Raw genomic sequence first — 12,796 nt, forward strand, 5'->3', positions numbered from 1 at the left:
AACTTTTCCCCTACATCCTGCAATAGCGGGATGTAGCCCCATTGCTCCCCCGCATAGGAAGAAGAGTACCCCGTGGCACTGACAAGGAAATAGGGTCAAAGGGAACTTTTACGATTCCGGCTGTTGTGATCCCGACTTGGCCGGATGGAATCTCTGCTGGGCGGCATTCAGCCCGTCGCGGAGCAGGAACTCGACGGCATCCGCTGCATCGTCCAGCAGGAAGGGCAATTCCTTCAGTTCCGCAGTGCCGAAATCACGCAGCACGTAGTCAGCAGTGTCCATCCTGCCGGGCGGCCTTCCCACCCCTACCCGGACCCTCAGGTAGTCCTTGGTACCCAGCGCCTTGGAGATGTCCCGCAACCCGTTGTGGCCGCCCTCGCCGCCACCGAGCTTGAGCTTGACCGTGTTGAAGGGGATGTCGATCTCATCGTGGACGGCCACCACGTGGTCCGCGGGGATTCCGTAGAAATTGGCCAGGGCGGAGACGGGCCCGCCTGAGACATTCATGTAGCTCATCGGCTTGGCCAGCACCACCCGCGGACCACCGATGCCCAACCGGCCTTCGAGGACCTGGGCGCGGGCTTTGTGGGTCTTGAAGCCGGCCCCAACACGGGCGGCCAGTTCATCGAGCACCATCTGGCCCACGTTGTGCCGGTTGCCTTGGTACTGCGTGCCTGGGTTGCCGAGGCCGACGATCAGCCAGCTATCTGTCATGGAGTCAATCCTATGGGGGCGGTCTTGGCGGACATGAAGCCCTGCCTGCGGACATGACTGTGGCCGGACCCTCAGGGTCCGGCCACAGTCAGAAATTGCCGGGTAATTACTCGGCTGCGGCTTCTTCGGCTGCGGGAGCTTCCTCTGCTGCCTCGGCGGCAGCTTCGGTCTCTTCTTCGGTAGCGGTGGCCTCGGAGATGTTCACCACGAGTGCCTCGGCGTCGGTCAGGAGAGCCGAACCCTTGGGCAGGACCAGGTCAGAGGCGTGGATGTGCTCGCCGGCGCCACGGCCTTCGATGCTGACGACGACGGACTCGGGCAGGTGCGTTGCCTCAGCTTCGAGGGATACAACGTTCAGTTCCAGGTTGTGCACGGTGCCGGGAGCGGTTTCGCCTTCAACGTGGACCGGAACGTCAACCGTGACCTTCTCGCCCTGGCGGACGGTCAGGAGGTCGATGTGCTCGATGATCTGCTTTACGGGATCGCGCTGGACGTCCTTCACCAGGGCCAGGTGGCCTTCACCGTTAATGTCCAGGGACAGCAGGGCGTTGGCGGTGCGGACGGCCAGGGTGGTGGCCTTCGCCGGCAGGGTGACGTGGATGGGCTCTGCGCCGTGGCCGTAGATGACGGCGGGGATCTGGTTGTTCATCCGGGCGCGGCGGGCGTAGCCCTTGCCGAATTCGGTGCGCAGTTCTGCTGCGAGCTTCTGCTCAGACATGGATATCTCCTTGAAAGACTAAACGGTGTTCAGCAAGGGCGGAGGTCTGGTGTGACCTTCAACGCCGGGCGCCGGATGGCGGCCCTTCAAGAAGGCAGTCCTTCAGATGAAGGACTGTTCAGACCCAGTCGATAACGGAGGCTGTGCCCTCCCTCGCCAAGGTATCGCTGACCAGCTTACCAGCGCCGGAACGGAATACCGAAAACGGGTCCTGCTCCGCAGCGGCTGGGCGGCAGCCGCCGGGAGCAGGACCCGTCTGGGTGTGTTGTGCCTAGGCCTTGCCGTCGAAGAGGCTGGTGACGGAACCGTCGTCGAACACTTCACGGATGGCCCTGGCAATCAGCGGTGCGATCGAAAGGACCGTCAACTGCGGGAACTGCTGGGAGGTATTCAGCGGGAGGGTGTTGGTGACCACTACTTCGCGTGCGCCGGACTCGGAGAGACGGCGTGCGGCCGGATCCGAGAAGACGGCGTGCGTTGCGGCGATGATGACATCCTTGGCGCCGGCGTTCTTCAGGACCGTGACGGCCCCGGAGATGGTTCCGCCGGTATCGATCATGTCATCGATGAGGACGCAGGTGCGTCCCTCGATCTGGCCCACCACGGTCTTGGAGACGGCCTGGTTGGGAACAGTGAGGTCACGGCTCTTGTGGACGAAGGCGAGGGGCGCCCCGCCCAGCCGCTCAGCCCACTGCTCTGCCACCCGGACGCGGCCGGTGTCCGGGGAGACCACGGTGATGTTCTCGGCGTCAACGCGGGTGCGGATGTAATCCGCCAGGAGCGGGATGGCCATCAGGTGGTCCACCGGCCCGTCGAAGAAACCCTGGATCTGGGAGGTGTGCAGGTCCACGCTCATGATGCGGTCCGCGCCGGCGGTTTTGTAGAGGTCCGCCACCAGGCGGGCGGAGATGGGCTCGCGGCCGCGGCCCTTCTTGTCCTGCCGGGCGTAGGGGTAGAACGGTGAAACCACGGTGATGCGCTTGGCGGAGGCCCGCTTCAGCGAATCGATCATGATCAGCTGTTCCATGAGGTGGTTGTTCAGCGGTGCGGGGTGCGCCTGGATCACGAAGGCGTCGGTGCCGCGCACGCTCTCGCCGGCCCGGACATAGATCTCGCCGTTGGCGAAGTCGTAGGCATCAACGGGAAGGAGGTCAGTGCCGAGTTCCTTGGCGATTTCCCGGGCAAGCTCCGGATGGGCCCGCCCAGTGGCGAGCACCAGCTTCTTCTCGCCGTGCGCCGTAATTTCACTCATTGTTACTTGCCCTCTTCTGTAGATGCCGGGGTACTTGAGGAGTCTTTGGTGGCCGCATGGGCCAGTTCGGCGGAGCGGGTTCCCGGCCGGTTCGCGGGGACCCATCCTTCGTCGTTGCGCTGGGCGGCAACGCTCAGCGCCAGTGCGCCTGCCGGTACGTCCTTGCGGATCACCGCGCCGGCGCCGCTGTAGGCGCCGTCCCCCACGGTGACCGGGGCAACAAAGACGGTGTTGGAGCCTGTACGGACGCCCGAGCCGATGACCGTGCGGTGCTTCTTCTCGCCGTCGTAATTGGCGGTGATGTTTCCACAGCCGATGTTGGTGTCCTCGCCGATTTCAGCGTCACCGGCATAACCCAGGTGGGACAGCTTGGAGCCGCGGCCGATAGTGACGTTCTTGGTTTCATAGAAGGCACCGATTTTGCCTTTTTCACCCAGCACCGTGCCGGGGCGAAGGTACGTGAAGGGGCCGACGGCGGCGCGCGGGCCGATCACGGAGCCGGAGCCGTGGGTGCGGATCACCGTGGCGCCCTCGCCCACGGTGACGTCGGTCAGGGTGGTGTCGGGGCCCACGACGGCGTCCCTGGCCACGCTGGTGGCGCCGTGCAGCTGGGTGTTGGGCAGGAGGCGGACGTCCTCGTCCAGGGTGACGGAGGAATCGATCCAGGTGGTTGCAGGGTCGACGACGGTGACGCCGGCCCGCATCCAGGCTTCCACGGTGCGCCGGTTCAGTTCGGCGCCGAGGGCGGCAAGCTGGACGCGGTCGTTGGCGCCCTCCACCTGCCAGCGGTCGGCGGTGACCACGGCCGCCACCCGGCCGCCTGACTCGCGGGCCAGCCCCAGCACGTCGGTGAGGTATTTCTCACCCTGGGCGTTGTCGGTGGTGACCTTGCCCAGGGCCTCGCGGAGCACTGCGGCGTCAAAGGCGTAGATTCCGGAGTTGACCTCCCGGATCAGCCGCTCGGCCTCGGTGGCGTCCTTGTGTTCGCGGATGCCGGTAACGGAGCCGTCTTCCCCGCGCAGGATCCGGCCGTAGCCGGTGGCGTCGTCAAGGACTGCAGTGAGGACGGTAACGGCGTTGCCGTCGCGTTCGTGGGTGGCCACGAGTTCGGTGAGCAGTTCACCCGAAAGCAGGGGCACGTCGCCGTAGGTGACCACGACGGTGCCTGCCAGGTCCTGTTCGGCGTGCAGTGCCTGGAGTGCGGCCTCCACGGCGCGGCCGGTGCCGGGGATGTCGTCCTGGTCCACAATCACTGCCTGCGGATCCAGTGCGGCGACGTGGCTTTCCACCAGGTCCCGTTCGTGCCGCACCACAATGGCGAGCCGCTGCGGGTTGATGCTGCGGGCGGCACGGAGTGCGTGGCCCACCATGGACAGGCCGCCGATTTCGTGCAGGATTTTCGGTGTACGCGACTTCATCCGGGTACCGGCGCCTGCTGCCAGAACGATTACAGCGGCCGGGCCGGTATTCTCGGGGATCACGTACGGGCTCTCCTTGCTTGATTGTGCTGGCGCTGCGCGGCGTCCTGCGGGTCAGCCCGCCGGGCACCGGGTGCCATCCTCATGATCGCTTTTGCGCAGCAGTTCCGCCCATAGGATTCGAACCTATACTCCACGGCTCCAAAGGCCGGGGTGCTGCCGTTACACCAGAGCGGACCGTGCCGAAAGACTCGAGGCCCGGGCACAAGTCCCTATTTTGCCATGGGTTCAGGCCGCCGCGCGACACGTGCCATTCCGCTCCTGCCGGCCCGCGGAATTGCGCCGGCAGCGGTGGGGCATGATGGGAAGGTGAGCAACAACCTTCCGCGGATGCGGATGACGGGCCTGCAGCGCCGAAGCCAGCTGATCGACGTCGGGCGGGGCCTTTTCGCCGTCCGCGGCCTGGACGGTACCACCATCGAGGAAATCGCCGCCTGCGCCGGAGTGTCCAAGCCGGTCATCTACGAACACTTCGGTTCCAAGGAAGGCCTGTACACCGAGGTGGTGGACTGTGAATTCCACATCCTCCTGGAGGCGATCAACGCGGCCCTTACCGAGGAAGCCAAACCCCGCGTCCTCGTCGAACGCGCCGCGCTGGCCCTGCTGACCTATATCGAGGAACGCACCGAGGGCTTCCGGATCCTCATGCGCGACGCTCCCCCGTCCCAGCCTGAAGGCGCCTTCTCCACCCTGCTCTCCCACGTCACAGCCCGCGTGGAACACATCCTCTCCGAAGAGTTCTCCCGCCGCGGCCTCAGCGGCGAGGACGGTGCCATGTACGCCCAGATGCTCGTGGGCATGGTGGCCATGACCGGCCAGTGGTGGCAGGACAGCCGCCAGCCGGACAAGCACACTGTCGCCGCACACCTGGTCAACCTCGCCTGGAACGGCCTGACCGGCCTCAAAAAGGACCCGGAGCTGCAGTCTCAACCCTGAGCGCAGGTCGCGTTCGCGGCACAGGCCCCCTGCACCGCTCCTGCCTGCCTCACCGAGCGAGGCACTCGTCGTTGCTGAGCTGACCCCTCCAAAACCCTTCGCCCGTCTCCGGAAAGTGGGCCTTCGGAAAGTCGCGCATCGCGACGTGTCAGGGCTTGCAGGTCGCCCAGCGACCGGAAAGCCCTCTACACGTTGTGTCTAAGCGACGTCGAAGGGCCGGTTCCGGAGCCAACCAAGGGTGAGGGGAAGAGGGCTCAGTCGCCGAGGAGCTCAGAGGACTCCAGCCATTCGAGTTCCAGGGCGTCCTTTTCGTCGGCCAGGTCCTTGAGCTGCCTGTTCAGTTCGGCGAGGGCGTCGAAGTCGGACTGCTCCGTGCTCTTGACCATGTCGTCGTGGAGCTTTTTCTCCTGCTGGTCCAGCTTCTTGAGCTGCCGCTCAATCCTGTTGAGGGCCTTGCGGGCGTCCCGTTTTTCGGCTTCGGACGGTCCGGTCCCGGTGCCTGCGGCGCTTCCGCCTCCACTGGTCACCGGGTTTCCGCCGCCGGTCACGGTGGATCCGGCCAGGGCGGCTTCGCGCAGTTCAAGGTACTGGTCAACGCCGCCGGGCAGTCCGCGGAGCTTGCCGTCGCCGAGCAGCGCCATCTGGTGGTCGGTGACGCGTTCGAGCAGGTAGCGGTCGTGGCTGACCACCACCAGCGTGCCGGGCCAGCCGTCCAGTACGTCCTCGACGGCGGCGAGGGTATCGGTGTCCAGGTCGTTGGTGGGCTCGTCAAGCATCAACACATTGGGTTCCCCCACCAGGAGGCGCAGGAGCTGCAGGCGGCGCCGCTCACCACCGGACAGGTCCCTGACCGGCGTCCACTGCTTTTCGTTGGTGAAGCCGAGCTGCTCCACCAGCTGGCCGGCGCTGAATTCCTTGCCGCCGACGTTGAAGGAACGCTTTTCCCGCTCAATCACTTCGATGACCCGGAGGTCGGCGACGTCGTCGAGCTCCTTGACTTCCTGGGTGAGGACGGCGGTGACCACCGTCTTTCCCCGCTTCAGCTTGCCGGCGTCGGGCGTGATCTCGCCGTTGAGCAGCTTCAGGAGGGTGGTCTTGCCGGCGCCGTTAACGCCCACCAGGCCCAGGCGCTCCCCCGGGGCCAGGCGAAGGGTGATGTTGTCGAAAAGCTTCCGGCCGTCGTCGCTGCCCTTGAAGTTGAGGGATACGTGCTCCAGGTCCAGCACATCCTTGCCCTGGCGGGCCGTGGCCATCCTGCTCAAGGCCATGGAGTCACGCGGAGCGGGAACGTCAGCGATGAGCGCGTTGGCGGCCTCGATCCGGAACTTCGGCTTGGCAGTGCGGGCCGGAGCGCCCCGGCGCAGCCAGGCGAGCTCCTTCTTGACCAGCTGCTGGCGCTTGCCTTCCACCACGGACGCCATCCGGTCGCGTTCGGCGCGGGCCAGGACGTAGGCCGCGTAGCCGCCTTCGAACGGGTCCACGATCCCGTCGTGCACCTCCCAGGTCTTGGTGCAGACTTCGTCCAGGAACCAACGGTCGTGGGTGACCACCAGGAAGGCGCCCTGGTTGGCGCGCCAGCGCGTCTTCAGGTGCCGGGCAAGCCAGGCCACGCCCTCGACATCGAGGTGGTTGGTGGGCTCGTCCAGCATGATGACGTCGTGGTCCTCGATCAGCAGCTTGGCGAGCGCCACCCGCCGCTTCTGGCCGCCGGAGAGGGCGTGGACGTTGGCGTGCCAGTCGACGTCCGACACCAGGCCGCCCATGATTTCGCGGATCTGCGGGTTCCGCGCCCATTCATAGTCAGCCTGGTCCCCCACGATGGCGGCACCCACTGTGAGGTCGCCGTCGAGCACGTCGCTCTGGTCCAAATACCCCACGTTGACGTCACCGCGTTTGGTGACCCGGCCGGAATCCGGGGTGGAGCGCAGGGCCAGCAGCCGCATCAGGGTGGACTTGCCGTCACCGTTGCGGCCCACCATGCCAATCCGGTCCCCCTCCTCCAGTCCCAGGGTGATGCCGTCCAGGACGGTGCGGGTTGCGTAGGAAACCGTGAGGTTCTCGCCGCCAAGAAGGTGTGCCAAAGGGAACTGCTTTCTGCTGCCGGACTGTACGTTTTAAAGGAGGGTGTCAGAGATGATGCGCGCACCCGGGACCGGGCCGTGGACGGGGAGGGCTGTCAGGCCGTAGTGCCGCAGGTCCTCCGCCAGCGCCTCCGCCGCAACGGAGTCATCAGCCAGCAAAGCCACGGTGGGACCGGAACCGGAAACGATTCCCGCGATGGCCCCATGGGATTCGCCGATTCCCAGCGTATCGCGCAGGGCGGGCGACAATTCAATGGAAGCCCTTTGAAGGTCGTTGACCAACACCCGGCTCAGCGATTCGGCGTCCCCGCCCCGCAGGGCCGTCAGGATCTGCGGATCCACGGCGGTGGGCTCACCCGCGTCGACCCCTTCGGACGCCCGCAGCCGGTCCAGGGTGCGGTACACCTCCGGGGTGGACAGGCCGTAATCAGCCACCACCAGCACCCAGTGGGTCTGCGCCTTGGCCAGCGCCGGGGACAGTTCATCGCCGAGGCCCAGCCCGACGGCGGTCCCGCCCAGGAGCGAGAAGGGGACGTCTGCCCCCAGTTCGGACGCCAGGTGCGCCAGTTCCTCCCGTGACAGCCCGCTGTTCCAGAGTGCGTCGCAGGCCAGGAGCGTGGCAGCGGCGTCGGCGGAGCCGCCGCCCATCCCGCCGGCCACCGGAACACGCTTGGTGATTTCCAGGTGCACGCCCGTGGCGTGCTCGGAGACGTCGGCCATGATGGCGGCCGCCTTATAGGCCAGGTTGTTGCCGTCCAGGGGGATGTCGACGGCGTCGAGGTCCAGAGTGCTGTCAGGGCTGAGGCTGATGGTGATGCCGGGGGCAGCGGTACTGGTCGCTGCCACTTCCTCGTAGAGGGACACGGCGAGATAGACGCTGGCAACGGAGTGGTAGCCATCGGGCCGGAGCGGGCCTACGGCCAGGGAGACATTGACTTTGCCGGGCGCCTTGACCCGCACCGTCCTGGCGGCGAACCGCCCCCTGCCTGTCCTTTCAAGTCCCGCGCTCACGGGCGGTTTTCCCTGGCTTCGGCAATCCTCGCGAACGCGGCAATGTCGATCACCTCGCCGCGGGCGGTGGGGTCGACGCCGGCTGCCAGGAGGCAGCGCTCCGCTTCCGGGGCTCCCCCGGCCCAGCCTGCCAGAGCGGCCCGGAGCGTCTTGCGGCGCTGGGCGAACGCCGCGTCCACCACGGCAAACACCTGCTCCCGGGTGGCGGTGGTTGCCGGCGGTTCGCGGCGGGTGAAGGCCACCAGCCCGGAATGGATTTTAGGGGCCGGCCAAAAAACGTTCATGCCGATCACGCCGGCCTTGCGCATCTGGCTGTACCAGGCTGCCTTGACCGAGGGCACCCCGTAGGTTTTGGAGCCCGGGCCGGCGGCCAGCCGGTCAGCCACCTCGTCCTGCACCATCACCAGGCCGTGGCGAAGGCTGGGGAAGTGCTGCAACAGGTGCAGCACCACCGGAACCGCCACGTTGTAGGGCAGGTTGGCCACGAGGGCCGTGGGCTCCACCGGCAGCTCGGTGACCTTCATGGCATCGGCGTGGACCAGGTGGAAGGCGTCGACGGCGGCCGGCCGCCATTCCTGCACGGTTTCCGGAAGCTTTGCGGCAAGGACGGGATCGATTTCGACGGCGACAACTGCCGCTGCCGCGTCAAGCAGCCCCAGCGTGAGGGATCCCAGCCCCGGACCGACCTCGAGCACCGTTTCGTCCGGGCCTACGCCTGCTGCGGCCACAATGCGGCGGATCGTGTTGCCGTCGATCACAAAGTTCTGGCCCAGGGTCTTGGTGGGCCTGATGCCGATTTCCTCTGCCATCCGGCGTATGTCGGAGGCACCGAACAACGGTGCGGGGACGGCGGGGATCGGTTCAGTCACCTAGGTATCCTATCCCGCGCGGCACCCCTGACCTGCCGGGTTAACGGCTGTGGCCGGGCCCGGAGTACCCGGGCCCGGCCACGCTGTTCAGTATGCGCTTGAGCCGTGGATCAGCTGGTTGCTGCCCAGCCGCAGCCCCAGGGCGACAGGCCGCGCTGCGCGTAAACGCGGTTGGCGATGTCGATCTGCTGCGCCTTGGTGGCCAGGCTGGCGTTGGGGGCGTAGGCACCGCCGCCGGCTCCGATCCAGGTGCGGATGTCGAACTGGAGGCCGCCGTAGTAGCCGTTGCCACTGTTGATGCTCCAGTTTCCAGTGGATTCGCACTGGGCAATCTTGTCCCACATGGCTTCGTTCATCATGGCCGGTGCTGCCGCCCCGGTGTTGGCGCCGGCAGCTGCCGCAGGTGCCGCCTGCGGAGCAGGCTTGGCTTTGGTGCCGACGGTGACCTTCTCGGTGACGGGCTGCACGGCCACGTTCTCTGAGACCAGGGTGCGGGAGGCTTCACGTCCGTCGACGAGCACCAGCTTGAAGGTCCGCTCAAGCTTGCCGGCAGCGCCTGCCTGGGTCACTTCCTTCTCGCCCTTGAGCATGTCCGCACTTTCGGCGGTAACGGTCTCGAAGGGGACTTCTTCACTGGTGACGGCCGTCTGGCTGGTGTCCACCCGGGACACCTTGATGACCATGTTGTTCACCACGTTGGCGTTGGCCGGCTGCGAGGTGCGGTCGTTGGCGCCGAGGGTCACGCCGGAATCCTCCAGGACCTTGCCAACGGTAAGGGCAGTAGTGGTGGCTGTGTTCACCTTGCCGTCGGCCACGATGCTGACGGTCTTGGGGGTGGAAATCGAAACGTAGGAACCGGCCAGCGAGAGGGTGGCATCCTTGGGCGCCGAAACGGACGAGGCACTGGCGACGCCGAGTTCGGTCACCAGGTCTTCGACATCCTGGGCCGTGGTGTTGACCGTCTTTTCAGCCCCGTCAAGGCTGACCTTGACTTCCTTGGCCTGGTTGATGTTGATGACGGTGCCGTTCTGGACGGTCGCGTCAAGGGAGGGCGATACGCGGTCGCCGGGCTTCAGTTCCAGGTTGGCGCTCTTGACCACCTGCTCCACTGTTCCGCCAAAGGACTGCACGGACGACGCTTTGCCGTCCACGTTGAGCGTGACTGTTTTGTTATTGCCCACGAAGGCTGCGAGGCCCGCGACCAGGCCGCAAAGCACCAGCAGCTGCGCGCCAACCTTGATATAGCTGAACTTGCCGTCCGATGTGAAGAACTTGACCACGATTGCCCGTAACTCTCGGTCCATCCGGGCACGGGGAAACGCGCAATAAAATGCCCGGAGCAACCTTGAAAAGGACAGTCCGGGCACCAGTGCGCCGCCACACTCCGCGCAGCGGCATGGCCGGATTCTGGACAGGCCGGGCCGGCTGCATTTGGAGTGAAATTACCCGTTGGCCTTCCCCGACCCCGGCTAATAGTTACCCACTGTAACCGTAGCGTTATAAAGCGGCCAACATTTTTGCATACCAGATATGCATTGATGGGCCAAGGCGGGGGTGCAGGTCAGGCCCAGGAACCGTATGCCCGCACGGTGTTTTCGCTGATTGCGGTGCACAGCCCGGCGAGGTCGGAGCCTGTCAATTCTGCCATGCTCCGGACCGTGTACGGGACCATGTAACTGGCGTTCGGACGTCCCCTGTGCGGGTGCGGGGTCAGGAAGGGCGCATCCGTTTCCACCATGATGAGCTGCCGCTCCGCCACGGCGAGCGCAGCGCGCAGGTTGGTGGCGTTCCTGAACGTCAGCGTGCCGGCAAAGGACATCCACCAGCCCTGTTCGTTGCAGGTTTTTGCGAGGTCCTCGTCTCCGGAGAAGCAGTGGAAGACCACCCTGTCAGGTGCCCCCTCTTCCTGGAGCACCCGCACCACGTCGCCGTGCGCGTCCCGGTCGTGGATCTGGAGGGTGAGGTCCAGGCGTTTGGCGATGTCGATGTGCCGGCGGAACGAGTACTCCTGGTGGCGCAGTCCCTCACCGTGGGTGCGGTAGAAGTCCAGTCCGGTCTCGCCGATGGCCCGGATCCGGGGATGCGCCGCCAGTCGTTCGATCTCGGCGAGGGCCATTTCCAGTTCACCCCGGTCCGCATAGCGCGGAGCATCGTTGGGATGCAGGGCCACAGCCCCCAGCAGCCGTTCGTCCTGGTCCACAGCCTCTACAGTGAACCGCGAGGATTCCAAATCGCAGCCCACCTGGACGGCGCCCTGGACCCCCACGGCCGCCGCCGCATCCAGCGCAGCCTTGATCCCTACGGGACCCTTTCCTTCCGGGAAATCCAGGTGGGTGTGGTTGTCCATGACCGGCACCGGCAGGGGCTCGGGTGCGGGCGGGAAATCCTTCCGGCGCGGGGCGCCCGGGTCCGGCGTCCCCTCTTCGGCTGGCACCCGGTAGGCGGCGGGAATAGAGGAATTACACATCCACCCACACTATCGGCCGAAGGTACCCCTATATTTACCGGAACTCTCTGTCAGGCACGGCAGTTGTGTTAGTAGTCTGGAACGAACACACGCGCACGCCCACCAAGGGGCGAAGGCAGGCTTGCTGTCCCGTCCAGGTGAACCCCGGGCTGAAAGGTTGCCGATGGAACCCCACCGACGCACTGCCAACAATGCCAGCGCACCGAACCTGAACCTGGCCGGCGTCGCCGATTCCGTCAGCCACCTGAACGGGCACCGGCCGGCGGCCATGGACTCGGGGTCCTTCCACGCCGCGGCGCAGCGCATCCTCACCACGGTCAACACCGTCATCGACGGCAAGTCCGACGCCGCCAAGCTGGCCCTCACAGTCCTGCTCGCGCAGGGCCACCTGCTGCTGGAGGACGTGCCCGGCGTCGGAAAGACCCTGCTGGCAAAGACCCTCGCCCGGACCATCGACTGCACCGTCAACCGCATCCAGTTCACCCCGGACCTGCTGCCTTCCGACGTCACCGGGGTTTCCATCTACAACCAGGCCTCCAGGCTCTTCGAATTCCGGCCCGGTGCGGTCTTCGCGAACATCGTCATCGGTGACGAAATCAACCGCGCCTCCGCCAAGACCCAGTCCGCACTGCTGGAATGCATGGAGGAGCACCAGGTCACGGTGGACGGTACGTCCTACAAGCTGGATGAGCCGTTCATGGTGGTGGCCACCCAGAACCCCATTGAAATGGAGGGCACCTATCCCCTGCCCGAGGCCCAGCGGGACCGGTTCATGGCCCGGATTTCCATGGGCTACCCGGACAAGGCCGCAGAGATCGAGATGCTCGAAACACACCAGGCGGTCTCGCCGCTGGCCAATGTCTCCCCGGTCGTCACGGCGGCGGACGTGGCAGCGATGACCGCCACCGTCCAGCAGGTCTATGTCTCGGAAGCCGTCAAGGAATACACGGTGTCAGTGGGCAGGGCCACCAGGGAGAGCCCGCTGCTGCGGCTGGGCGCCAGTCCCCGCTCCATGCTGCAGTTGCTGCGCGCCGCAAAGGCCACAGCCGCCCTCGACGGACGCGACTTTGTCCTGCCGGACGATGTCCGGGACGTGGCCGAGGCCGTCCTGGCGCACCGCATCATCCTGGACCGGAAGGCAGCGGGCGCAGGCGAGACCCCGCACAGCGTGCTGCGGGGCATCCTGTCCCGGCTGCCCGTGCCGCAGGCCCAGAACGGGCAGCCCAGCCGGGCCGCGGCCGCTGCCGGCAGCAGGAACCACTAGGCGCGG

The 12,796-nt window shown here is 66.1% G+C and carries 11 protein-coding genes and 1 tRNA gene; 2 read left to right on the forward strand and 10 right to left on the reverse strand.

Translation table 11 applies throughout. The features are described from left to right. Positions 1–108: 108 nt before the first annotated feature. From pth to QFZ60_RS14210, 5 genes are all read right to left on the reverse strand, one after another. Positions 109–714 (reverse strand): aminoacyl-tRNA hydrolase, encoded by a 606-nt coding sequence (pth, locus tag QFZ60_RS14190; protein WP_307091220.1) that lies wholly within the window; start codon positions 712–714, stop codon positions 109–111. Positions 715–820: 106 nt separating this feature from the next. After that, entirely contained in the window at positions 821–1,432 is a 612-nt protein-coding gene (locus tag QFZ60_RS14195; RefSeq protein WP_142120767.1) for a 50S ribosomal protein L25/general stress protein Ctc, read from the reverse strand. A 271-nt stretch (positions 1,433–1,703) separates the two neighbouring features. Further along, on the reverse strand, positions 1,704–2,684 hold the full coding sequence (locus QFZ60_RS14200) for a ribose-phosphate diphosphokinase (protein WP_307091222.1): 981 nt from the start codon (positions 2,682–2,684) through the stop codon (positions 1,704–1,706). Positions 2,685–2,686: 2 nt separating this feature from the next. Beyond that, positions 2,687–4,165 carry a bifunctional UDP-N-acetylglucosamine diphosphorylase/glucosamine-1-phosphate N-acetyltransferase GlmU gene (gene glmU, locus QFZ60_RS14205; RefSeq protein ID WP_307091223.1) on the reverse strand — a complete coding sequence of 493 codons (1,479 nt, stop codon included), beginning with the start codon at positions 4,163–4,165 and terminating at the stop codon, positions 2,687–2,689. 102 nt (positions 4,166–4,267) lie between these two features. Then, positions 4,268–4,339, reverse strand: a tRNA-Gln gene (locus tag QFZ60_RS14210). A 132-nt stretch (positions 4,340–4,471) separates the two neighbouring features. On the opposite strand from QFZ60_RS14210, the gene QFZ60_RS14215 reads away from it, so the two are divergent. After that, positions 4,472–5,098, forward strand: coding sequence for a TetR/AcrR family transcriptional regulator (locus QFZ60_RS14215; RefSeq protein WP_307091225.1), 627 nt, complete (start codon positions 4,472–4,474; stop codon positions 5,096–5,098). Between the two features lie 254 nt (positions 5,099–5,352). On the opposite strand, the gene QFZ60_RS14220 is transcribed toward QFZ60_RS14215, so the two are convergent. From QFZ60_RS14220 to QFZ60_RS14240, 5 genes are all read right to left on the reverse strand, one after another. Beyond that, positions 5,353–7,179 (reverse strand): ABC-F family ATP-binding cassette domain-containing protein, encoded by a 1,827-nt coding sequence (locus QFZ60_RS14220; protein ID WP_307091226.1) that lies wholly within the window; start codon positions 7,177–7,179, stop codon positions 5,353–5,355. A 33-nt stretch (positions 7,180–7,212) separates the two neighbouring features. Then, entirely contained in the window at positions 7,213–8,190 is a 978-nt protein-coding gene (locus QFZ60_RS14225) for a 4-(cytidine 5'-diphospho)-2-C-methyl-D-erythritol kinase (RefSeq protein ID WP_307091228.1), read from the reverse strand. Further along, positions 8,187–9,059, reverse strand: coding sequence for a 16S rRNA (adenine(1518)-N(6)/adenine(1519)-N(6))-dimethyltransferase RsmA (rsmA, locus tag QFZ60_RS14230; RefSeq protein ID WP_056332293.1), 873 nt, complete (start codon positions 9,057–9,059; stop codon positions 8,187–8,189). Before rsmA ends, QFZ60_RS14225 begins: the two co-directional genes overlap by 4 nt. A gap of 110 nt (positions 9,060–9,169) precedes the next feature. After that, positions 9,170–10,363, reverse strand: a complete 1,194-nt coding sequence (locus tag QFZ60_RS14235) for a resuscitation-promoting factor (protein WP_307091230.1) — start codon at positions 10,361–10,363, stop codon at positions 9,170–9,172. A 257-nt stretch (positions 10,364–10,620) separates the two neighbouring features. Then, positions 10,621–11,526 carry a TatD family hydrolase gene (locus QFZ60_RS14240; RefSeq protein WP_307091232.1) on the reverse strand — a complete coding sequence of 302 codons (906 nt, stop codon included), beginning with the start codon at positions 11,524–11,526 and terminating at the stop codon, positions 10,621–10,623. A gap of 163 nt (positions 11,527–11,689) precedes the next feature. On the opposite strand from QFZ60_RS14240, the gene QFZ60_RS14245 reads away from it, so the two are divergent. Continuing rightward, positions 11,690–12,790: a MoxR family ATPase gene (locus QFZ60_RS14245; RefSeq protein ID WP_307091234.1), complete on the forward strand. Its 1,101-nt coding sequence runs from the start codon at positions 11,690–11,692 to the stop codon at positions 12,788–12,790. Positions 12,791–12,796 lie beyond the last annotated feature (6 nt).

Origin of the sequence: Arthrobacter sp. B2I5 (assembly GCF_030816735.1) — a bacterium.
Lineage (GTDB): Bacteria > Actinomycetota > Actinomycetes > Actinomycetales > Micrococcaceae > Arthrobacter.

Bases quoted from the DNA above. Each gene is read 5' to 3' on its own strand.
- pth (WP_307091220.1), bottom strand. From the start codon at position 714: ATGACAGATAGCTGGCTGATCGTCGGCCTCGGCAACCCAGGCACGCAG.
- QFZ60_RS14195 (WP_142120767.1), bottom strand. From the start codon at position 1,432: ATGTCTGAGCAGAAGCTCGCAGCAGAACTGCGCACCGAATTCGGCAAG.
- QFZ60_RS14200 (WP_307091222.1), bottom strand. From the start codon at position 2,684: ATGAGTGAAATTACGGCGCACGGCGAGAAGAAGCTGGTGCTCGCCACT.
- QFZ60_RS14235 (WP_307091230.1), bottom strand. From the start codon at position 10,363: ATGGACCGAGAGTTACGGGCAATCGTGGTCAAGTTCTTCACATCGGAC.
- QFZ60_RS14240 (WP_307091232.1), bottom strand. From the start codon at position 11,526: ATGTGTAATTCCTCTATTCCCGCCGCCTACCGGGTGCCAGCCGAAGAG.
- QFZ60_RS14245 (WP_307091234.1), top strand. From the start codon at position 11,690: ATGGAACCCCACCGACGCACTGCCAACAATGCCAGCGCACCGAACCTG.